This window comes from Frigidibacter sp. SD6-1 (assembly GCF_030143255.1).
GTDB lineage: Bacteria > Pseudomonadota > Alphaproteobacteria > Rhodobacterales > Rhodobacteraceae > TMP-24.
The window spans coordinates 783,629-804,332 of the sequence record NZ_JARJNR010000001.1; the positions used below are offsets into that span (position 1 = coordinate 783,629).

At 66.9% G+C, this 20,704-nt stretch carries 17 protein-coding genes; 9 read left to right on the forward strand and 8 right to left on the reverse strand.

Going from position 1 to position 20,704, the window contains the following annotated elements; genetic code table 11:
• Nucleotides 1–36 precede the first annotated feature (36 nt).
• Nucleotides 37–1,593: a glutamine-hydrolyzing GMP synthase gene (guaA, locus tag P0645_RS03800; protein WP_284163222.1), complete on the reverse strand. Its 1,557-nt coding sequence runs from the start codon at nt 1,591–1,593 to the stop codon at nt 37–39.
• 41 nt (nt 1,594–1,634) lie between these two features.
• Nucleotides 1,635–2,084 carry an NUDIX hydrolase gene (locus P0645_RS03805; RefSeq protein ID WP_284163223.1) on the reverse strand — a complete coding sequence of 150 codons (450 nt, stop codon included), beginning with the start codon at nt 2,082–2,084 and terminating at the stop codon, nt 1,635–1,637.
• Nucleotides 2,085–2,250: 166 nt separating this feature from the next.
• On the opposite strand from P0645_RS03805, the gene P0645_RS03810 reads away from it, so the two are divergent.
• Nucleotides 2,251–3,792 (forward strand): trimethylamine methyltransferase family protein, encoded by a 1,542-nt coding sequence (locus tag P0645_RS03810; protein ID WP_284163224.1) that lies wholly within the window; start codon nt 2,251–2,253, stop codon nt 3,790–3,792.
• A 55-nt stretch (nt 3,793–3,847) separates the two neighbouring features.
• Here P0645_RS03810 and P0645_RS03815 read toward each other — a convergent pair whose 3' ends face one another.
• Nucleotides 3,848–4,132 carry a DUF6477 family protein gene (locus P0645_RS03815; protein ID WP_284163225.1) on the reverse strand — a complete coding sequence of 95 codons (285 nt, stop codon included), beginning with the start codon at nt 4,130–4,132 and terminating at the stop codon, nt 3,848–3,850.
• Nucleotides 4,133–4,353: 221 nt separating this feature from the next.
• On the opposite strand from P0645_RS03815, the gene P0645_RS03820 reads away from it, so the two are divergent.
• Nucleotides 4,354–5,466, forward strand: coding sequence for a DUF6456 domain-containing protein (locus P0645_RS03820; RefSeq protein ID WP_284163226.1), 1,113 nt, complete (start codon nt 4,354–4,356; stop codon nt 5,464–5,466).
• 55 nt (nt 5,467–5,521) lie between these two features.
• On the opposite strand, the gene P0645_RS03825 is transcribed toward P0645_RS03820, so the two are convergent.
• Nucleotides 5,522–6,898: a M20/M25/M40 family metallo-hydrolase gene (locus P0645_RS03825; protein WP_284163227.1), complete on the reverse strand. Its 1,377-nt coding sequence runs from the start codon at nt 6,896–6,898 to the stop codon at nt 5,522–5,524.
• Between the two features lie 260 nt (nt 6,899–7,158).
• Here P0645_RS03825 and hemA point away from each other — a divergent pair, with 260 nt between their 5' ends.
• From hemA to P0645_RS03860, 7 genes are all read left to right on the forward strand, one after another.
• Nucleotides 7,159–8,382: a 5-aminolevulinate synthase gene (gene hemA / locus P0645_RS03830; protein ID WP_284163228.1), complete on the forward strand. Its 1,224-nt coding sequence runs from the start codon at nt 7,159–7,161 to the stop codon at nt 8,380–8,382.
• A gap of 109 nt (nt 8,383–8,491) precedes the next feature.
• Entirely contained in the window at nt 8,492–9,712 is a 1,221-nt protein-coding gene (locus P0645_RS03835) for a helix-turn-helix domain-containing protein (protein WP_284163229.1), read from the forward strand.
• 66 nt (nt 9,713–9,778) lie between these two features.
• Nucleotides 9,779–10,921 carry a flavodoxin-dependent (E)-4-hydroxy-3-methylbut-2-enyl-diphosphate synthase gene (ispG, locus tag P0645_RS03840; protein ID WP_284163230.1) on the forward strand — a complete coding sequence of 381 codons (1,143 nt, stop codon included), beginning with the start codon at nt 9,779–9,781 and terminating at the stop codon, nt 10,919–10,921.
• A 99-nt stretch (nt 10,922–11,020) separates the two neighbouring features.
• Nucleotides 11,021–11,665, forward strand: coding sequence for a helix-turn-helix domain-containing protein (locus tag P0645_RS03845; RefSeq protein WP_284163231.1), 645 nt, complete (start codon nt 11,021–11,023; stop codon nt 11,663–11,665).
• Complete coding sequence (locus P0645_RS03850; RefSeq protein WP_284163232.1) at nt 11,662–12,375, forward strand: DUF3307 domain-containing protein; 714 nt, start codon at nt 11,662–11,664, stop codon at nt 12,373–12,375. Before P0645_RS03845 ends, P0645_RS03850 begins: the two co-directional genes overlap by 4 nt.
• A gap of 22 nt (nt 12,376–12,397) precedes the next feature.
• A complete protein-coding gene (locus tag P0645_RS03855) occupies nt 12,398–12,775 on the forward strand; it encodes a HesB/IscA family protein (RefSeq protein ID WP_284163233.1) in 378 nt (125 codons plus the stop codon).
• A 10-nt stretch (nt 12,776–12,785) separates the two neighbouring features.
• Nucleotides 12,786–13,109 (forward strand): TfoX/Sxy family protein, encoded by a 324-nt coding sequence (locus P0645_RS03860; RefSeq protein ID WP_284163234.1) that lies wholly within the window; start codon nt 12,786–12,788, stop codon nt 13,107–13,109.
• A 36-nt stretch (nt 13,110–13,145) separates the two neighbouring features.
• Here P0645_RS03860 and P0645_RS03865 read toward each other — a convergent pair whose 3' ends face one another.
• Genes P0645_RS03865 through P0645_RS03880 form a run of 4 tightly spaced genes read right to left on the reverse strand, consistent with a single transcriptional unit; the run spans nt 13,146 to nt 20,539 of the window.
• On the reverse strand, nt 13,146–15,503 hold the full coding sequence (locus tag P0645_RS03865; RefSeq protein WP_284163235.1) for a DNA/RNA non-specific endonuclease: 2,358 nt from the start codon (nt 15,501–15,503) through the stop codon (nt 13,146–13,148).
• The gene (locus P0645_RS03870) at nt 15,496–16,797 is read right to left on the reverse strand and encodes a hypothetical protein (RefSeq protein ID WP_284163236.1); all 1,302 of its coding nucleotides are present in this window, start codon (nt 16,795–16,797) and stop codon (nt 15,496–15,498) included. Before P0645_RS03870 ends, P0645_RS03865 begins: the two co-directional genes overlap by 8 nt.
• 8 nt (nt 16,798–16,805) lie before the next feature.
• A complete protein-coding gene (locus P0645_RS03875) occupies nt 16,806–17,915 on the reverse strand; it encodes a trypsin-like serine peptidase (protein WP_284163237.1) in 1,110 nt (369 codons plus the stop codon).
• Between the two features lie 17 nt (nt 17,916–17,932).
• A complete protein-coding gene (locus P0645_RS03880; protein ID WP_284163238.1) occupies nt 17,933–20,539 on the reverse strand; it encodes a DNA/RNA non-specific endonuclease in 2,607 nt (868 codons plus the stop codon).
• Nucleotides 20,540–20,704 lie beyond the last annotated feature (165 nt).

Genomic DNA, 20,704 nt, shown 5'->3' on the forward strand with positions numbered 1-20,704 from the left:
AAAATCCTTCGCGAAGGATTTTCCGCGGCACCGTCGCTATTCGAGCTCGATCGTCCCAGGCGGCTTCGAGGTCACATCATAGAAGACGCGGTTCACGCCCTTCACCTCGTTGATGATCCGGGTCGCGGTTTCGCCGAGGAACTCGTGGGTGAAGGGGTAATAGTCCGCCGTCATCCCGTCGACCGAGGTCACGGCGCGGAGCCCGATGGCGTAGTCGTAGGTGCGATAATCGCCCATCACGCCCACGGTCCGCATCGGCAGGATCGCCGCGAAGGCCTGCCAGATCTGGTCGTAAAGCCCGTGCTTGCGGATCTGGTCGATATAGACCGCGTCCGCCCGGCGCAGGATGTCGAGTTTCTCGCGCGTGATCTCGCCGGGGCAGCGGATGGCGAGGCCGGGGCCGGGGAAGGGGTGGCGGCCGATGAACGATTGCGGCAGGCCAAGTTCGCGGCCGAGAGCGCGGACTTCGTCCTTGAAAAGCTCGCGCAGCGGCTCGACGAGCTTCAGGCCCATCTTTTCCGGCAGACCGCCGACATTGTGGTGCGACTTGATCGTGACCGAGGGGCCGCCGGAGAAACTGACCGACTCGATCACGTCGGGGTAAAGCGTGCCCTGTGCCAGGAATGTCGCGCCGCCGACCTCGGCCGCGTGTTTCTGGAAGACGTCGATGAAGAGCTTTCCGATGGTCTTGCGTTTCACTTCGGGGTCGGACACGCCGTCCAGCGCACCGAGGAAGAGGTCGCTTTCATCGGCATGGATCAGCGGCATGTTGTAATGGTCGCGGAACATCGACACGACCTGCTCGGCCTCGCCCAGCCGCAGAAGGCCGTGGTCGACGAAGACACAGGTCAGCTGATCCCCGATCGCCTCGTGGATCAGGACGGCGGCAACAGACGAATCCACACCGCCCGACAGGCCGCAGATGACCTTCGCGTCGCCCACCTGCTCGCGGATCTTGCGGATCGCTTCCTCGCGGTAGGCGCCCATCGTCCAGTCGCCCTTGAAACCCGCGAGCCGCACGAAGTTCTCGTAAAGCTTCGCGCCCTTCGGCGTGTGGTGCACTTCGGGGTGGAACTGCACCGCATAGAAGCGGCGGTCCGGGTCGGCGGTGATGGCGAAAGGCGCATTCGGAGAGGTGCCATAGACCTTGAAACCCGGGGCGATGCGGCTGACATGGTCGCCGTGGCTCATCCAGACCTGTTCGGGGCCCTCCTCGTACCATCCCGCCAAGAGCGGTATGGTCTCGTCGGCGGGCGTCACGAAGGCGCGGCCGAATTCGGCGGTGCCGTGCCCGCCTTCGACCTTGCCGCCAAGGCAGTGCATCATCACCTGCTGGCCGTAACAGATGCCGAGGATCGGCACGCCCATCTCGAAGACGCCCTTGGGCGGCATCGGCGCGCCCTCGGCATAGACCGAGGCGGGGCCGCCGGAAAAGATCACCGCTTTCGGGGCGAAATCCTTCAGGAAGGCTTCGTCCACCCGGTTGAACGGATGGATCTCGCAATAGACGTTCAACTCGCGAAGCCGCCGCGCGATCAGCTGCGTGACCTGAGAGCCGAAATCGATGATGAGAAGGCGATCATGCTGGGTCATGGCCAGCCTCTATTGGCTTCGCCCAGCGGGTGCAAGACCTATCAAAGATAGCCGATAAGACCGTCGGGAAAGAGCTTCATCGCCCCGTCGCGGAACAGTGCCGCTGGCATCCACGCCGCGAGGTCGCGCCGCCCGCGCTCTTCGATGAAGAACCGCTCCGTAGCAGCAGCGCCCGGGTCCAAAAGGCTGCCTTCGAACACGAAGACAATCTCATGTCCAGGCTGGCCCTGATGGTGGAAAAGGTTCTCCAGAACCGCGATCCGGACGAGTGGCCCTGCCGTTGCCCCGATCTCCTCGTGAAGTTCGCGCCGAAGCGCTGTTTCGGCACTTTCGCCGAATTCGATGCCGCCGCCAAGCGGGCGCCATCCCTTGACGCGCCCGTCGTCCCCGGTGACGGCGCTGACGAGCAGGCGCGCGTCCTGCCGGATCAGTCCGATTGCAATTGCCCGTAACCGTGTTGCCGGGCGCCATTCGGTTGTCGGATCGCTCATCGCGCCCTCCCGGCTACGGTCCGGCAGGCTGGCGGCCGGGCCTCTGCGTCACACGGAAAGCGACGCGGCGCAATGTCGTTTTTGGGCGCCAAGTGCCGCTTGGCGTGCGAGGACCGCAAGGCAAAGGCGTAAAAGCCGAGGAAGCGAATTCCAAGGAGCCGTGAACATGAGTGATGTCGTCGAGGGCCGCAGGGCAAGGGGTGGCGGCGGGGCCGCGCGTCGGGCGGAGCGGACGGCCGTCCGCATCGAGGCCGCGCGTTTCATCGAGCGCAATATCCCGAATCTCGAGATCCTGAACGAGGAAGCGCTTGAGATCATCGAGGCGAATGCCGAGACGATCCTCGAGGAGATCGGCGTAAATTTCGTCGAAAATCCCGGCGCGCTGGCGCTGTGGAAAGAGGCGGGCGCCGACGTGCAGGGCGAGCGCGTTCGCATTCCGCGCGGGCTGGCGCGTCAGCTGTGCAAGACCGCGCCATCGTCCTATGTGCAGCATGCCCGCAATCCCGAGCGTTCGGTCACCGTCGGCGGGCGGGGCCTTGTCCTCGCGCCGGTCTACGGTCCGCCTTTCGTGCGTGATGAAAATGGCCGCCGCTATGCGACGATGGAGGATTTCCAGAAGTTCGTGAAGCTCGGCTACATGTCGAAATGGCTGCATCATTCCGGCGGCACGGTCTGCGAACCGACCGACATTCCGGTGAACAAGCGCCATCTCGACATGCTGCTGGCGCACATGACGCTGTCCGACAAGCCCTACATGGGCTCGGTCACCGCGCCCGAGCGCGCCCAGGATTCGGTCGAGATGTCGGACATCCTGTTCGGCGGGCTCGACGGGCGCACGGTGATGACCTCGCTCATCAACATCAACTCGCCGATGACCTTCGACGGCATCATGATGGGTGCGCTTGAAGTCTATGCGAAGGCCAATCAGGCCGCGATCATCTCGCCCTTCATCGTCGGCGGCGCCATGTCGCCGGTGACGGTCGCGGGCACGCTGACGCAGGTCATGGTCGAGGTGCTTGCGGGCGTGGCCTACAGCCAGCTCGTCAAGAAGGGCGCGCCGGTCATCGCGGGCGCCTTCGTGACATCGACCGACATGGCCTCGGGCGCACCAACCTTCGGCACGCCGGAAGCCAGCCTCATCACCTATGGCGCGGGCCAGCTTGTCCGCCGTCTGGGCGTGCCCTACCGCTCGGCCGGGTCGTTCTGCGGCTCGAAGCTTCCCGATGCGCAGGCGGCCTATGAAACGGCGAACAGCCTCAGCATGGGGCTGATGGCGGGGGTGAACTTCATGCTGCATGCCTGCGGCTGGCTGGAAGGCGGGCTGGTTTCGTCCTTCGAGAAGTTCGTGATGGATGCCGATCAGCTTGGCGTGCTGCATCACATCGCCAAGGGCATCGACATGTCGGAAAACGGTCAGGCGATGGACGCCTTGCGCTATGTGGGTTCGGGTGAGGCCAGCCATTTCCTGGGCACCGATCACACCCAGGCGAACTTCCGCACCGCATTCTGGAAGTCGGACCTCTTGGACTACAAGCCGTTCGAGACCTGGGAAGAGGAAGGCGCCCGCGATACGGTCCAGCTCGCGCGCGAGCGGGTGGCGAAGCTTCTCAACGATTACCAGAAGCCCGCCATCGACCCGGCGGTCGAAGAGGCGCTGAGCGAATATGTGGCAAAGAAAAAGGCTTCGATGCCCGACGCTTTCATGTGATCTGCCTCACACGCGGCGAAATCGAAGGGCGCGGCATCTGCCGCGCCCTTTCCCGTCACACGGGCCGGGGCAAGAGCCGCGCCTCGGCGATCATGGCGATCAGCACGTCGATATGGCGGGCGAAGGAATAGGTCGCGTCGCCCTTGCGGCGGATTTCCTCCAGCCGCTCCTCTTCCTGCAGAAGCGCCGAAACCGCCGCCTCGGGCTGGGGCACGTCGGCGGTCCGCATCACCCGTTTCAGGTCGCGGCGCCGGTTATAGTCCATCAGCCCGGCGCGGGCGGCGCGCACCAGAAGGGCTGGGCGGCGCAGATCGGATACGAGGCGGAAGAGGTCGGTCATCCTGGGTCTCCTGTGAAATACAACCCAAGAGTGTTTTCCGTTTTGGTGCCGTTGCGCACTGGCGCGAAACAGCGAACGTTTCGTTCGAAGAAATTTATAATTTATCAATAATTCTCTGGATCGAGCCGGGAATTAACGCCCGGGTAAGAATTGCAACCGACGGTTGCTTTGGTCTGCAACCGCGCGGCGGAGCACCCAGCCGCGCGACAACGGGGAAAATCATGCTGGTCAATGCCATAGGCCCGGCGGCTTTGCCCGCCTGGTTGCCGGAGGACGCACGCCTGTACCTCGCCCATGTCTGCGGCGCCCGCACGCTGAGGGAACTGGCGCGTGCCGAAGGATGCCATGCCTCCACCGTCATGCGCCGGGTCCGCGCCTTCGAGATGCGCCGCGACGACCCGCTGGTCGACGAGGCGCTGTCGGCGTTCGAGGCCTCGCGCCCCGCCGCATTGGAAGATTCTGCAACCAGAGAGGGAAGCCCCATGTCCGCACCGATCCGTACCGGCCTGAAACACCATCCCGACCAGGCGACCATCGACCGCGAGGCGCGCCGCATCCTGCGCCGCCTGTGCGAGGCGGGCGCGGTTCTGGCGGTCGCGCCCGACATGGAGAAGGGCGTGGTCTTCAAGGGTACCGTGCGGACCGCCGTCGTCGACAGGACCGTCGCGCAGGCCTTCGCGTTGAAGGACTGGATCGCGGTCAAGGACAGCGGGCGGCTCATCACCTATGAAATCACCGGCGCGGGCCGCTCCGCGCTCAAGCGCCTCCTCGATGCCGAGCGGGCGCATCAGCCGGGCTTTGCCGAGGCGCGCGCGCCCTTCGCCGACCAGCACCGGACCTGGGGCGAGCGCAATGTGATGGAGCCGGGCGAGGCGGAACCCAAGCGCGTGCGCTACAATCTTGCCGAAAGCCCGTTCGCGGCGCTGGCGCGGCGGCGCGACAAGGACGGCAAGCTGTTTCTGGAACCCGATCTGGTTGCGGTGGGCGAGCGGCTGCGCGAGGATTTCGAACTTGCGCAGATGGGGCCGCGCGTCGCGCAGAACTGGGACAGGTTCCTGACCGCGGGCGACCGGGGCAGCTTTCAACCCGATGCAGGCAAGGCCGAAGGCCCGGCGAAGGCCCGCGCGCGCGTTGCCGCGGCGCTCCGCGATCTCGGCCCCGGCCTCGGCGATGTCGTCCTGCGCTGCTGCTGTTTTCTCGAAGGTTTGGAAGTCGCCGAAAAGCGCATGGGCTGGTCGGCGCGGTCGGGCAAGATCGTGCTTCGCATCGCACTGATCCGGCTGAAGCGGCATTATGACGAGGTCTATGGCGGCAAGATGCCGTTGATCGGCTGATCGGCTGATCGGCTGACGGGCGGGCGGGGGCCCGAAGGCCCCCGTTTTTCGGTTCTCAGGCCAGCCGCGCCAGCACCCGCGCCCAGCTGCGGATGCCCTTGTGAAAGCTTTCGACGTCGTATTTCTCGTTCGGGCTGTGGATCGCGTCGTCGTCGTTGGCAAAGCCGATCAGCATCGCATCCATGCCGAGGACCGACTTGAAGAACCCGGCAATCGGGATCGATCCGCCCATGCCGACGAAAACCGCCTCGCGGTTCCATTCGTCCGACAGCGCCGCGCGCGCCAGTTCGAATTCGGGGCGTGCGATGTTCATCACCGCGGCGGGCGAGCCTTCGAGGTCCTGATCCCAGGTGACATGGGCATCGGGCGAGAGACGCGCCGCGACATGGGCGCGGATCTTGTCGCGCAGGCGGTCGGGGTCCATGTCGCCCACCAGACGGCAGGTGATCTTGCAATGTGCTTCCGACGGGATGACCGTCTTTGACCCCGCACCCTGATAACCGCCCCAGAGGCCGTTCACTTCGAGCGTGGGCCGCGCCCATTGCAGTTCCAGCGTCGAATAGCCCTTTTCGCCATGGGAAACACTGTAACCCACGGAATTCAGATAGGTCTGTTCGTTGAAACCGCAGTTTTCCCACTGCTTTTTCAGCGCGGGCGCCAGCTCGTGCACGCCCTCGTAGAACCCGTCCACAGCCACCCGGCCGGTTTCGGGATCGTGGAACGAGGCGACGATGCGGGCGATTTCCTTCAGGGGATTGAGGCCCGGCCCGCCATAATGCCCAGAATGCAGGTCGATCTTCGGCCCGCGAATGGTGAATTCATCCTTCAGCATGCCCCTGAGTTGCGAGGCGATCGAGGGGATGCCGGGCGACACCATCGACGTGTCGCAGATCAGCGCGAGGTCGGCGGTCAGTTCGGCCGCATGTTCCTTCATGAAGGGGATGAGCGAGGGCGATCCGCTTTCCTCCTCGCCTTCCAGAAAGATCGTCAGGCGGCAGGGCAGGGTGCCATGCACGGCCTTCCAGGCACGGCAGGCCTCGATGAAGGTCATCAGCTGGCCCTTGTCGTCCGACGAGCCGCGCCCGCGAATCACCTTGCCGTTCGGGGTATCTTCAATGGCGGGATCGAAGGGCGGGCGGTGCCAGAGGTTCAGCGGATCGACGGGCTGCACGTCATAGTGGCCATAAAACAGCAGGTGCCGCTCGCCCGTGCCGCCATGGCCCACCACCATCGGATGGCCGGGCGTCGGCCGCGCGGCGGCGTCGAAGCCCAGGTCGCCGAGGTCGGCGGCGATCATCTCGGCCATTTTCGCGCAATCGGCCTTGTAGGCGGGATCGGTCGAGATCGAGGGCACGCGCAGCATCGCCATCAGCCGGTCGATGGCGTCGGGCAGGGTGGCGTCGATCCGGGCAAGGACGGCGTCGAGGGTCATGGCGGGGCTCCTTATTCTTGGCGCGACCATAGGCGCGGCTCGGCGCAGAGGCAATCTCCGGCCAAAGGCCTGAAGGCGGGCTCCTCGTCCTCTGCGAGGCTCGTCGCGCGAAGAGCGCATGAAATGCGACGATGAGCGCCCGTCCGGCCCATGCGCGGCAATTTGTTCCCTCGCAAAGGCTTGACTTGACCTCTATCAAGGCGTCCGATTCCCTATGAGGCCTATCCAGCCAGGCAGAAGACCGACCGCGCGAGGACCAGATGAATTACGATACCGCACTCGATGGCGCGATTTCCCGCCTGCATGACGAAGGCCGCTACCGGACCTTCATCGATATCGAGCGGCAGAAGGGCCACTTCCCCAAGGCCATCTGGAACCGGCCCGACGGTACGCGGAAGGACATCACCGTCTGGTGTGGCAACGACTATCTCGGCATGGGCCAGCATCCGGTCGTTCTGGAAGCGATGCACGAGGCGCTTGACGCGACCGGCGCGGGGTCGGGCGGGACGCGCAATATCTCGGGCACGACCGTCTATCACAAACGGCTCGAGGCCGAGATTGCCGATCTGCACCGCAAGGAAGCGGCGCTTCTTTTCACCTCCGCCTACATTGCCAATGACGCGACGCTTTCCACGCTCCCGAAGCTTTTCCCGGGCCTCATCATCTATTCGGACGAATTGAACCATGCCTCGATGATCGAAGGCATCCGCCGCAACGGCGGCCTGAAGCGCATCTTCAGGCATAATGACCTGGCCGACCTGCGCGCGAAACTCGCGGCCGACGATCCGGCGGCGCCGAAGCTCATCGCCTTCGAGTCCGTCTATTCGATGGATGGCGACATCTGCCCGATGGAGGCGATCTGCGATCTGGCCGAGGAGTTCGGCGCCCTGACCTATCTCGACGAGGTCCATGCCGTCGGCATGTACGGGCCGCGTGGGGCAGGGGTGGCCGAGAAGCTCGGGCAGATGGGCCGCATCGACATCATCAACGCGACGCTCGCCAAGGCCTATGGCGTGATGGGCGGCTATATCGCCGCAAGCGCCAAGATGGTCGATGCGATCCGCTCTTACGCGCCGGGCTTCATCTTCACCACCTCGCTGCCGCCCGCCGTGGCGGCGGGGGCTGCGGCCTCGGTCAAGTACCTCAAGACCGCTCAACATCTACGCGACATGCAGCAGGACCATGCGAAGATCCTCAAGATGCGGCTCCGCGCGCTCGGCCTGCCGATCATCGACCGCGGCACCCATATCGTACCGGTCCATGTCGGCGATCCGGTGCATTGCAAGATGATCTCGGACATGCTGCTGGAACAGGACGGCATCTACGTGCAGCCGATCAATTTCCCGACCGTCCCGCGCGGCACCGAGCGGCTGCGTTTCACGCCCTCGCCCGTGCACACGCCGAAGGATATCGACGCGCTCGTCGGGGCGATGGACCGGCTCTGGGCCCATTGCGCGCTGAATCGCGCCGAACTTTCGGCCTGAGGCGGCTTAGCCGGTGCATGTGCCCTTGCGCTGTGTTAAACAATCCACAATAGGCGGACGGATTATCACGAATCGTTGACCGCCATACTGGGGACAGGACGTAACAGGCATGATCGGGCGGAGGGCCAAACCTTCGACGGAAGAAATGGACAAACCCAAGGGGTTTGACGATTTCGAGGTGCGCCTGGGCGATGTGATGCGCGGCGAACGCGCAACGCTGTCCAAATCCCTGCTGGACGTCCAGCGCGAGCTTCGGATCAAGGCAAGTTACATCGCCGCGATCGAGAATTGCGATGTCGCGGCCTTCGACACGCCCGGTTTCGTCGCGGGCTACGTCCGTTCCTATGCCCGCTATCTGGGCATCGATCCGGAATGGGCCTTCGACCGCTTCTGCAAGGAAGCGAATTTCACCGTGGCGCACGGCATGTCTGCCGCCGCCTCGGGCAGCGTCGGCAAGACGCGACGCAAGGTCGAATATGCCGATCCGCTGGCCGACCCCAACGCCTCTTTCATTCCGCGTGCTGAAAGCATCTTCGCGGGGTTTGAGCCCCGCGCCTTCGGGTCGATCGCTGTTCTGATCGCGCTTGTCTCCGGTATTGGCTACGGCGGATGGAAAGTCCTGCAGGAAGTGCAGCGCGTCCAGCTTGCCCCGGTCGCGCAGGCGCCCGGCGTGGTAGCCGAGCTCGATCCGCTGACCGGCGCCGTCGCCACCCCCGCGCAACCGATGACCGAGGTCGCGGCCGCCCTGCCGGGAACCGATCTTCAGCCCGACCCCGAGGCGCTCGACCGGCTCTACCGGCCGCAGGCGCTCGACACGCCGGTCCTCGTGCCGCGCGACGGGCCGATTGCCTCGATCAATCCCGCAAGCGTGGGCGTCCTCAGCGACCCTGCCGCCGACCGCGTTGCGGCGGCGGTAGCGGCGGAGCCTGCGCTTGGCGACACCCCGGTTCAGGTCGTGGCCGCCGACGCGCCCGCGGTCGAGCTGATCGCCGCGCGCCCGGCCTGGGTGCGGGTGCAGGCGGCCGACGGGTCGATCCTGTTCGAGGGCACGATGGATGCGGGCGACCGCTATGCCGTGCCCGCGACCGACGAACCGCCGCTTCTGCGCGCGGGTGAATCCGGCGCGATCTATTTTGCGGTGAACGGCGTGACCTACGGGCCTGCGGGCGCTTCGGGCCAGGTGACGAAGAATGTCGCCCTGACGCCCGAGGCGCTGACCGAACGCTATGTCGTCGCCGATGTCGCCGCTGACGGCGATCTGGCCCGCGCGGTCGCCATGGCCTCGGCCGCGCCGGTCGCTCCGACAGAACCGGAAGCACCGTCGCAATAGCTGCCGTTGCACCCGGGGGCCGTGGGGTCTATCTAGGCGCCTGACCGACAGACGGAGCCGCGCCCCATGTCCCACAATCCGATCCGCCCCTGGCGTTCCATCGAGCGGCGGTCATCGCGTCAGATCCGCGTGGGCAAGGTTCTGGTGGGCGGCGACGCGCCGATCTCGGTCCAGACCATGACCAACACCATCACCTCGGACGTGGCCGCGACCATCGAACAGGTGCAGCGCTGCGCGGTGGCAGGGGCGGACATCGTCCGCATCTCGACGCCCGATGAAGATGCGACCCGCGCGCTGAGGGAAATCGTCGCGGAAAGCCCGGTGCCGATCGTGGCCGACATCCATTTCCATTACAAACGCGCCATCGAGGCGGCCGAGGCGGGCGCCGCCTGCCTGCGCATCAACCCCGGCAATATTGGCTCGGCCGAGCGGGTGCGCGAGGTCGTCCGGGCCGCCAAGGATCACGGCTGTTCGATCCGGATCGGCGTCAATGCCGGGTCGCTGGAGAAGCACCTTCTGGACAAGTACGGCGAACCCTGCCCGGCGGCGATGGTCGAAAGCGGGCTCGACCATATCAAGCTGTTGCAGGACAACGATTTTCACGAATTCAAGATTAGCGTGAAGGCGTCCGACGTCTTCCTCGCGGCCGCCGCCTATCAGGAACTGGCGCAGGTGACCGACGCGCCGATCCACCTTGGCATCACCGAGGCGGGCGGGCTCGTCTCCGGCACGGTGAAATCGGCGATCGGGCTTGGCAACCTTCTGTGGATGGGGATCGGCGACACGATCCGCGTCTCGCTCTCCGCCGATCCGGTCGAGGAGGTGAAGGTCGGGTTCGAGATCCTGAAATCGCTGGGGCTGAGGCACCGGGGCGTCACCATCATCTCCTGCCCCTCCTGCGCGCGGCAGGGCTTTGACGTGATCAAGACGGTGGCGGCGCTGGAAGAGCGGCTCGCCCATGTCACCACCTCGATGTCGCTCTCGATCATCGGCTGCGTGGTCAACGGCCCGGGCGAGGCTTTGATGACCGACATCGGCTTCACCGGCGGCGGCGCGGGCAAGGGGATGGTCTATCTCGCCGGTCGGCAGCATCACACGATGGGCAACGACCGGATGGTCGACCATATCGTCGAGCTGGTCGAGAAGAAGGCTGCCGAGATCGAGGCTGCGGCAGATGCCGAGAGTGCGGGCGCTGCAGCCGCGGAGTAGGGGCGCCAGCCCCGTCGACGCGCCCGACTCGCGACTCGCATCCTGTGGAAGCAAATCCACAGACTTGCAAAAAGCGATTGCAAGCCCTATGGTTTGCACATGAGTGACAGAAGCGCCGTCCTGACCGGAGATATCGTGCGGTCCTCGGTCGCCGGGCCAGAGGCGACGGATCGCGCCATGGCCGTCCTTTCCGCCGCCGCCGATGATGTCGCGGGCTGGACTGGCACTGACACCCGTTTCACCCGCTATCGCGGCGACGGCTGGCAGATCTATCTGCAGGACCGGCCGGGTCTGGCCTTCCGGGTCACGCTTTTCCTCGTCGCGCGGCTTTCCGCCGCGCTGCCGGGCATGGCGACGCGTATCTCGGTCGGTATCGGCCCGGTCGCGCGGCTGGGCGCGACGGGCCTCTCCGGCGCAAGCGGCGCGGCCTTCGAGACCTCCGGTCAGGCGCTCGACGCGCTGACCAGCGGCTCTCGCCGCCTCGCCATCGGCGGCGCGGGCGTTCGCGGCTGGCACGAGGCACTGTTCGAGGTCGCCGACTGGATGATCCGCCGCTGGTCGCGCGAACAGGCCGAGGCGGTGGCACTGGCGCTTGAACAGGACGACGCGCCGATGGCGGAACTGGCGGGCCGACTCGGCATCACCCGGCAGGCGTTCGAGGCGCGGATCGCCGCCTCGGGGTTCCGGGCGCTTGCGACCGCGCTTGCCGAGATGGACCGGGAAACCTTCGGAGGGGCGGCATGATCCAGACGTTCGCGGCGCTGCTTTTCGCCCATGTTCTCGCCGATTTCGTGTTGCAGACCGGCTGGATGGTCACAAACAAGCGCGCGCCCGCCGCGATGCTCACGCATATCGCCGTGGTATTCGTGACCGCTGCGGCGACCATAGGCACGCTCCACCCCATTCTTCTCGGCCTCGCGGGGGCGCATCTTCTCATCGACACGCTGAAGACCTTCTCCGGGCGGCGTGGCCTTATGCCCTTCCTCGCCGATCAGGCGGCCCATCTGGCGAGCCTGGTGGCGCTTGCCTGGTACGCGCCCGATCTGTGGGACAGCGGGCTCTGGCCCGGCCTCGCCGCCGCACCCGCCTGTCTCGCCCTTCTGGCGGGCCTCATCCTTGCCACCCGCGCGGGCGGCTTCGCGGTCGGCTTCCTGATGGAGCCATGGGCGCCCGACATGCCGGTCGGGCTTCTGGGCGCGGGCCGCGCCATCGGCATGCTGGAACGCGGGCTTGTCTTCATTCTGGTGATGACGGGCCAGACCGGCGCCATCGGCTTTCTCATCGCGGCGAAATCGGTCCTCAGGTTCGGCGCCGTAGGCGATGACCGCAAGATCAGCGAATATGTGATCGTCGGCACGCTCGCCTCCTTCGGCTGGGGGATCGTGACGGCGATCCTGACGCTTTCGCTTCTGACGCACCTGCCCCCGCTTGGAATTCCCGACCTTTCTCCTTAGATTAGAGGGAAGGAGACCTGACATGTTCGGCATACAAGGAAAACCGCCCGTTACCCTTACGCCGCGGGCCGTGGCGCAGATCGCGCGCCTGATGGCGAAGGACGGCGCCCATGGCCTGAAGGTGGGCGTCAAGAAGGGCGGCTGCGCGGGCATGGAATATACGATGGAATTCGCCGCCGCCCCCGGTCCGATGGACGAGGTGGTGGAACAGGACGGCGCGCGGGTGATGATCGCGCCGATGGCGCAGATGTTCCTCTTCGGGACCGAGATCGACTACGAGACCTCGCTTCTGGAAAGCGGCTTCCGCTTCAACAACCCGAACGTGGCCGAGGCCTGCGGCTGCGGGGAATCGATCAAGTTCAAGGACGCGCCCGGGTCCGGGCCGGGCGGGGGCGCCTGAACGTCAAGCCATGAGCATTTCGCCCGCCGACATCGCCTTCGCCGAGGAACTGTTCGAAGGGCTCGGGCCGCTTTCCAGCCGCAAGATGATGGGCGGGCTCTGCCTTTATCGCGAGGGCACGATCTTCGCGATCCTGCACGGCGACGGCTCGATCTGGCTCAAGGGCGCGGGCGCTGTCGCCGACCGTTTGACCGCCGAAGGCTGGGAACGCTGGACCTACAGCCGCGAGGGCGGGAAAGTCACCGCCATGCCCTACTGGCGCCTGCCGCCGGCCCTTCTCGACGATCCCGAAGACGCCTGCCGCTGGGCAAGAGCGGCCTTGGCCGCCCTCTGACCTCTCTGCCGCGCCGACCAGCCGAAGCGGGCGCCATCACGGCAGATGGATGGTCAGCACACCCGGCGGGGCGGCCGCATTCGGTTCGCTTCGCCCCGCAGAACCGAGCGCGGCAAGATCGGCGACGAGCGCATCGGCTGCGGCCTGATCGTCCTTCACCCCGTCCGCATGAAGCGTGCGGGCGGTCTCGGGGCCGGAACCCACGCGCTGGACCCGTTCGATCCGCCAACCCAGAAGCGTCAGGGCCTTCGCGATGCCCTCTGACTGCTCGCGGCTGGTTCGCGAGAAGAAGAGGAGGATCGGCTGGCGCGGCGCAGGCACGATGGCAAGCGCTTCGAGGAGGCTTGCGGGAACCTGACCGTCCGGCGCCTCATCCCCCGGCGCCTCAGCCCCTGGCGGCTCGACCGATGCCATCTGCGCCGCGCCGCTGATGTCCGGTCCCCCGCGCGGTTCCAGCAAGGGTGTGATGGCATGCCGGGCGCGGGCACGGATCGTCAGCCAGGCCGGATCGGCCCAGCGATCGGGCGGCACCAGCGAGAGCGCGGCGAGAAGATTGTCGCGGATCGCCGGATTGGCGGTCGTGGGCAAGGTCTCGTCGGCAAGCGCCGTCAGCGCGGCGGCAAGAATGGTCTGCTCCTCGACGGCAAGTCCATCGGGGGCGAAGGCTCCGGCCACGGCGTCGAGGACCGGCCCGCTCAGATCCCGGTCTGCGGTCAGAAGATCGCCCAGCCGTGCGGCAAGCGCTTCACCGGGCGTGGGGTCGGGCGGCAACGCGCCGCCCGCTTCGATGCCGAAGAGGATCGCGGGGAAGATCAGGCCGGTCCGCCGCTCGATCTCCTCCAGGCTCGTGCGGTGCGCCTCGGGCACGAAAGTGGCCGGAAGCGCGTCTGTCTGCATCAGGATGAACGGATCGACGATCAGCGCGCTGCTGCCGGTCCGGCGCGAGACGACGACCTTCCAGAAACCCGACGGCACCGGCGCGCCGTAGGGGGCGGGATCCGTCTCGGTCAGGATCGGGCCGGTGAAGATCACCACCCGGTCGGCCGAGGGGTTATGCCCGGCAAGCGCCCAGTTCTCAAGCCTGCTCCAGATGCCGCGATTGAACCAGCCGAACTGAGGGCTGGCGTTGGCATAGGTATCCACGATGCCGTTCAGGCGAAGCGCGGCCTCTTTCGGGTCGCCCTCGAAGACCGGTCCCCAGGTGATGTCGTTGCGCGCGATCAGGTGGCCGCGGTCGATCTCGGGCCCGAGGAACCAGGCCGGATCGGCCTGCTGTTCCGGCGGAAGGCGCGGATCGAAGGAAAAGGCCCCCGGCAGCCGCCTGAGCGAGCGGCGCGCCTTGCGGTCCACCGTCTCGGCGGCGAAGAAGGGCTGGCGCCGGGCGGCATTCATCACGAGGCTCGCGTTGGGATAGTCAAGGGCCGCGCCGCCAAGCGCGGCCGACGGGCGCAGGGCCTCGCCGAGGGCGGGCATCGGCAGATCGACGCCGAGGAAGGCCGGATCGTAGCCGCTGAACCCACCCGTTGCCTCTGCCGCCGAAATCACCGCCGAGGCCTCGGGCAGGGCATTTTCCACCGTTGCCTTCAGGTCGGGCGGCAGGTCTTCCGCCGCGACGCCTGCGCCCCTGGCGCCTTCGTTCAGCGCCGCCGCGAGGCGCGCATTCTCGGCGATGAGCGCGTCGATCCGCACCTGGCTCGATTGGGCATCCGCGCGCGCTCTCTCGATCGTCTGCTGGAGTTCGGCTTTCTCCAGCGACAGGACCTCGTTCGCGCTGGCGAGGCCTGTCTTCGCCCGCTCTGCCGCTTGCCACTGGCGCCACGAGACGGCGGCCAGCGCCGTGGTGGCGATCAGAAGCAGAGCGAGTATGGCAATGACCGCCTGACGGCGGCGCGTCTGCTGCGCGATCATCGCCATTTCGTGGCGATTGCTGGCGGTGACGAAGCCCGCGATGTCGGGGTCGCGGTCGGTAAAGCGCGCCGCCGCGAGGAGCGCGTCGCCCTGCAGAAGATAGCCCGGCGCCTCGCCTGAGCTTTTCCATTGCCGGGCGAGCGCGGAAAGCCGGATCAGTTCGCGTGCGGCCCCCGCCCGGCCCGCAATGTCGGCGGTGGCATCTGCCCTGTCGCCCGCAACCTCTGCGCCGAACGGATCGAGGATCGCGGGATTGAAATCCTCCGGCGTCAGGTCGCGGCTGCCCAGAAGCTCGGCCGACCAGTAATCAAGGATGCGCTGCGCCTCGCGCCGGTCGGCCGCCTCGGCAAGGTGTGCACCGGTTGCGCGGCCTCGCGCGAGCAACCGGCGGATCGCGGCCGCATCGCGCGCCCTGTCGTCCATGAAGGCCAGATGGGCGGACCGGAGGTCGGCGAGTGTCGGGAAGGGGGCAGGGGTCTCAGTCATGGGATAACTCCGCCACGAGGGACTGCAGGGGCGCGCTGACGGCGATCAGCGCCCCGCACTCGGATTTCAGGCTCTGGTCGACCGCGAAGAACCGGAAGCGCGCCTTCACCCGCACAATGGCGAAGGCCGCGACGAGGGCGTCGTCCATCGCCTCGCGCGCGATCTGATCGTCGAGCCGCCCGGCATAAAGCCCGGTATCCTTGGCCCATTGCGCCTCGGGCTCATAGGCCGCAAGGTCGAGGATCGCGCGCTTGAGGTCGGGCCAGTAGATCGCGAATTCCGCAAGCGCGTCCGGGCCGCGATGATCGCACAGATCGTCGATATAGCCGATCCTGATGTCGATCTCCTGCCAGGCCCGGTGCTCTGCCACCCGGGAGTGCAGTGCCGGCGCAAGGAGATTGAGCGCCGCCCCGGCCGTTTCCACCTGATCGCCCGCGCCCCCGGTAAGGGCGGGCCGGATGCCGCCCAGCGTCTCTCCGAGTTTCTCCAGCCCGAGCGCGTCCGCCGCGACCACGATCTGTTCGTTCAGCCGCGACGGCACCGTCGCGAGGATACGCGCCACGTCCGAGAGTGCCACCTGCGCGGGGCCCGGCTTGCGGTCGGCCAGCGCCTGTCTGAGGTCCGCGTTCGCCTTCGCCAGCCGGTCGAGCCAGGCCCTTTCGAGTTGCTGGGTCAGCCCGGCCTCGGGCAGGTCGGCGATCCAGCCGTCGATTGACGCGCAGGCTGTGTCGAGGCGGGTCTGGTAGTCGACCAGTTCCGCCTCGCGCAGCGGGTCCTCGCCCAAGGCCCGCGCCGCGCCGCGCAGATCGCTCAGCTGGCGGAACTGCAACTGGTGCAGGCAATCGTGGATTTCCTTGTAGGTCCTGAGTGTGCCCACGGTTTCGGCAATGCCCCCGATGAGGCCTTTGGACGCGGCAAGGGCCGCGCGCACCGCCGGATCGGCGAGGCTCGCCGAGGCGGCGGCAAGCCCGGTCAGCAGCGCGCCGACCTGCGCCGCAGTGGCCGGCAGGGCTTCCAGCGCCTCGGGGCAGGCGGTGCGGATCGCATCCGTGAGCGGGGCGTCGGTGCGCCGCCTGAGCGCGACCTCGGTCAGGACGGCGCGTTCGATGCCCCGGTCCGAGAGTTTGCGCAGAAGCTCCAGCACCGTATCGCGCATCGGCTTGCCCGGCCCGACCCAGGCCTTGAAAAGGCCCGCGCCGGTCGTCTTGCGCATCACGATATCAAGCTCGTCCGGGCCGAATCCGTCGCCGATCAGGATCGAGAGCGCGTCGATGGCGGCGGGTTCCAGCGGCATCGCGCCCCTCAGCGGTCGATCAGCCCGCCCTGACCCTTGGCGATCAGGCGGCGGGTGACAAGCGCAATGGGCACGCCCTGATTGAACAGCGGATGCTGCCAGGCCGGATCGCCATAATGATGCAGCGCGAGGATCCGCCAATCCATCGAGAAACAGGGCGAGCCGGAAGAGCCGCCCTCGGTATTCGTCGCATAGCGCAACCTGCGCCCGTCGCCCGCGAGGCCAAGCACCGCCTCGGTGTCGATGGCAAGCTTCATCGGCGCGCCGTCGGGATGCTGGACAATGAGGAGGGGGGCGCCCTTCGGCGCGGGCTGGTCGGCCTCGGGCAGGCGGACGAACCCGCGCGCGCCGCTTTCGACCGGATCGTCGCCCGCCGGTTCGGCCAGTTCGAGGAGCGCGTAGTCCAGTTCATCGGCGGTGGGCGGGGCTTCGTCGGGCTGGTTCTTCGCCTCGGCGGGCGAATAGGGGCTGTGATCGGCGATGGCGGCGACGGCGGCGGTGCGGCCCTCGGACCGCCCGCCCGTGGGCAGGGTCACATAGTCGAACCGGCAGGCGATCTTCGCGGCATCCGCCTTTTCGACCACATGCCAGTTCGTGAGCACCGCCTTCGGCCCGACCAGAAAGCCGGTGCCCGCCGCCGCGCCGCCGATCTCGACCCGGCAGACCCGGGCCTGCGCGCGTTCCAGCTCGCTCAGCCAGACCCGCACGTCGAAGGGGGCGAGGCCCGGCTTGACGATCCGCTCGAACCCCGGCGCATAGGCGTTCTTCGAGGCGTCCGCCTCCGGCGCGCCTGCGGTCTGCAGCGACAGGTCAGCCCTCGGCGGCGGCGCCGACAAGACCGTGCCGGGCAGGGCGGCGGCAATCACCGCCTGCACATCGGCCCGGCCCGGCCGCGCGCGGTAGAGGGCCGAGAGGACCGGCCGCTCGCCGCCCCGGGCAGAGGCCTTGGTCAGGAGCTTGAAGAGCGCTTCCTCCAGCGTGTCGACCTTGGCGGCATAGTGCTTGAACAACCGGTCGCCGGTGGCGAGAAAGACGATCCGGTCAAGCTCGTCCGTATCGTCGAGCGTATCGACGAGCTTGGGCAGAAGATCGCGGATCGCCTCTTCGCTCAGCGCCATGGGTCAGACCATAGTGCTCATAGCACGATATCCTCAAGGCTCTCGACCGGCATATAGGCAATCGCGCCCCGGTCGATCGCCTCGTTGCCGCCCCTGATCCTTGCCAGCGGATCGGCATCGCGGAGCGCGGGGAAGGAAAGGCCGGTCAGTTCCTCGACATGGGCGATGGCGACCTGGAAGGTGCGGAACTCGCCCAGCACGAACCCTTCCGCCGCCTCGTCGAGGTTTCGCGCCTCCTTCAGGTCGCGGATCAGGTCGCCCTGGCTGAGCAGATAGGCGGTCGCATGCAGATTGCCCTCGGGCGTCGGCATGGCGATCACCTTCCAGAATTCGCGCGGGATGGGCGCGTTCGAGGGCGGCATCAGCATGTCATCCTCGCGGCAGACCGGACCGGTGAAGACCGAGGCGCGGAAGCCATGGGTACGGGAGGAATTGAGGATGTAATTCTCAAGCCCCAGCCACATGGTCTTGGCGCGGTTGAGCCCGGAATGCTGAAGCGCGGAATTGGTATAGTGGAACGTGTCGAAGTTGGCGCGTTCCGCGAGCTTGCCCCAGTTCGGGTCCTCGCGCCGGACCATGTGGCCACGGTCCAGTTCGGGGTTCTTGTAGGCGCCCGAGCCGAGCTGGATGTCGCGGTCGATCCGAAGATCGTAGAACCATCTGTCGCGCTCCCGCTTGATGCGGACCGCATGCGCGCCGTCGATATTGACCGCCGTGACGCGGGGGGAGCGGCGGGCGCGGGAATAGAGCACACCGAAATGGGTGTAGCGCAGTTCGTAGTCGTCCTTGCCCCGCGCGTCGGAAGGCTGTGCGAGATCGGCGCGAAGCGCAGGCGCGAGGTCGGGCCAGGGCACCGACAGGCCACCGCCGAGGAAGGCGGGATCGTAACCCTCGCGACCCTTCAGATCGGCGGCATCATGTTCGCCGTCCGCAAGCCCCTCGGCCACTTCCAGAACCGCCCCCGGCACGGTCACCCGCGCGCCCTTCAGGATGCGCTTCACCGTCTCGGCGCTGACGGCGGCATTCGCCACGCCGTATTGCCCGGAATAATGCAGCCCCACCACCGCCTTCTGTTCGAGGCTGAGAAGGCAGGAACCGGAATTGCCGCCAAGCGTCGTGCAATCGTGCGACAGGATCGTGCCCGCGCCGCCGGTCTTGATCCGGCCCGGCGCGAAACGCTTCACGGCGTAGAGGTCGCCGAAATATTTCTCCATCGCCGCGCGGTCGTTGCGGCTGTCGCGCGCCGGATAACCGATGGTGGCGACCAGCTCGCCATCCTTCGCGCGCTTCTCGGCAAGCGGGATCGGCGCGGGCGCCAGCCCCTCGCGCACGGCGATCTCCAGGATCGCCATGTCGGCCTCGGTATCGTCGGCAATATATTCGATGCGGGTGACCGGCAGCTCGAACGCGTCGGACCGCGCGGCATTCGCCTCCTCGCGCATGTCGAGTTTCGCGCCATAGCGTGGCCCCAGGGGCGAACGCAGGAAGATGCCCGACCCGTCAGCGGCGCGGCGGGCGACGATCGAGGCGACATGGCGGTTCGTCACCACCCGGCGGCGGCCGTTCGGTGCCTCCTCGACGACAAAGCCGGTGCCGCCCCAGGCCATGTCGTGATTGACGAACTCGACCCGCCCCACAGAGGGCACGAACCGTTCGGCGCCCTGTGCCACCTTTTCGGTGAAGTCGGGCAACAGATCGATCTTTTCCCAGGCGATCCGGTCATTGCGGATCAGAAGCGGCGGGCGGCCGGTCTTGAGGATGATCGCTTCCAGCCCGAGCGGGTTTTCATTCGCCCAGGCCTCGACATCCGGCCCCGTGCTCTCGAACCCGCTGCGCGGCGCGAAACCGAAGCTCTCTGGCGCGATCCTGCCTTCCCGGATCGCCTTTTCGGCGGCATCGAGCCCCTCCTTGCCCCAGCGCGCCAGCCGGTCGCGCGAGGCGGCGGCCTCGGCGCCGGTGAAGGGCGCCGCACCGTCGGCATGGCTGTGATCGGGCATGTGGCTGTGGTCGGCGGCAAGGCCCGGGTCGGTTTCGGGGATCTCGTCGAAGGACCGCCCGCCGACCAGCCCCTCCTGGCCGGTGAAGCTCATCAGGAAATCCACTTCGGCTTCGGTATAGGCCGGGTCCCAATGGGTGTTCTCGGGCACGTTGGAATGGCCGTAATGGCCGCCCTTGGTGTCCCAGGTCTTCGCATCGCGGTTGTGGCCGCCCGGGTCCTTGCCGTTCTTGGCGGGCTTGGGCAGGCCGTTCGGCCAGACCTTCGGCACGCCGTGCGTGGCCTCTATCCAGCGGCAGAGCAGAGCGACATTGCGCAGGAGTGCCTTCGACTTCGGCCGATGGGCAAACCCCACCACCTCGATCTGGACGGCGCTGTCGCGGTTGGTCTCCACCCCGCCCGCCGGATTGCGCAAGGCCCGCGCCGCCATGTCTGTGTCGATATGCTGATAGACCGCCCCCTCATCCACGGTGAAATGCGGGTCCGACCGATGGGCGGCGAAGGCAGAGAACGCGCCCTGCGCGCTCGACCCTTCGGTCGTGTGATGGACGATCTTGAACGGGCCGCCAAGATAGCGGCCGGAGGGGCCGGAAATCGGGTGCCACAGTGCCGTAGGATAGATCGGCATTCTCTCCTCCCTGGAAAATTCTGAAAGAATGAAAGGCTGGTAACGGCCGCCGCCCGGGGGCAATCGGGCTGGTTGGCGGCGCACTCGGAAGCGAAAATCCTGTGGTGAAGTCTCGCGCCGATGGAAAAGTGACGCAAGGTCAGGTATCCCTTACCGCAAGCGCGC

Excerpts from the sequence above, each read along its gene's own strand:
- guaA (WP_284163222.1), bottom strand. The coding sequence starts at position 1,593 with ATGACCCAGCATGATCGCCTTCTCATCATCGATTTCGGCTCTCAGGTC.
- P0645_RS03805 (WP_284163223.1), bottom strand. The coding sequence starts at position 2,084 with ATGAGCGATCCGACAACCGAATGGCGCCCGGCAACACGGTTACGGGCA.
- P0645_RS03810 (WP_284163224.1), top strand. The coding sequence starts at position 2,251 with ATGAGTGATGTCGTCGAGGGCCGCAGGGCAAGGGGTGGCGGCGGGGCC.
- P0645_RS03815 (WP_284163225.1), bottom strand. The coding sequence starts at position 4,132 with ATGACCGACCTCTTCCGCCTCGTATCCGATCTGCGCCGCCCAGCCCTT.
- P0645_RS03820 (WP_284163226.1), top strand. The coding sequence starts at position 4,354 with ATGCTGGTCAATGCCATAGGCCCGGCGGCTTTGCCCGCCTGGTTGCCG.
- P0645_RS03825 (WP_284163227.1), bottom strand. The coding sequence starts at position 6,898 with ATGACCCTCGACGCCGTCCTTGCCCGGATCGACGCCACCCTGCCCGAC.
- hemA (WP_284163228.1), top strand. The coding sequence starts at position 7,159 with ATGAATTACGATACCGCACTCGATGGCGCGATTTCCCGCCTGCATGAC.
- P0645_RS03835 (WP_284163229.1), top strand. The coding sequence starts at position 8,492 with ATGATCGGGCGGAGGGCCAAACCTTCGACGGAAGAAATGGACAAACCC.
- ispG (WP_284163230.1), top strand. The coding sequence starts at position 9,779 with ATGTCCCACAATCCGATCCGCCCCTGGCGTTCCATCGAGCGGCGGTCA.
- P0645_RS03845 (WP_284163231.1), top strand. The coding sequence starts at position 11,021 with ATGAGTGACAGAAGCGCCGTCCTGACCGGAGATATCGTGCGGTCCTCG.
- P0645_RS03850 (WP_284163232.1), top strand. The coding sequence starts at position 11,662 with ATGATCCAGACGTTCGCGGCGCTGCTTTTCGCCCATGTTCTCGCCGAT.
- P0645_RS03855 (WP_284163233.1), top strand. The coding sequence starts at position 12,398 with ATGTTCGGCATACAAGGAAAACCGCCCGTTACCCTTACGCCGCGGGCC.
- P0645_RS03860 (WP_284163234.1), top strand. The coding sequence starts at position 12,786 with ATGAGCATTTCGCCCGCCGACATCGCCTTCGCCGAGGAACTGTTCGAA.
- P0645_RS03865 (WP_284163235.1), bottom strand. The coding sequence starts at position 15,503 with ATGACTGAGACCCCTGCCCCCTTCCCGACACTCGCCGACCTCCGGTCC.
- P0645_RS03870 (WP_284163236.1), bottom strand. The coding sequence starts at position 16,797 with ATGCCGCTGGAACCCGCCGCCATCGACGCGCTCTCGATCCTGATCGGC.
- P0645_RS03875 (WP_284163237.1), bottom strand. The coding sequence starts at position 17,915 with ATGGCGCTGAGCGAAGAGGCGATCCGCGATCTTCTGCCCAAGCTCGTC.
- P0645_RS03880 (WP_284163238.1), bottom strand. The coding sequence starts at position 20,539 with ATGCCGATCTATCCTACGGCACTGTGGCACCCGATTTCCGGCCCCTCC.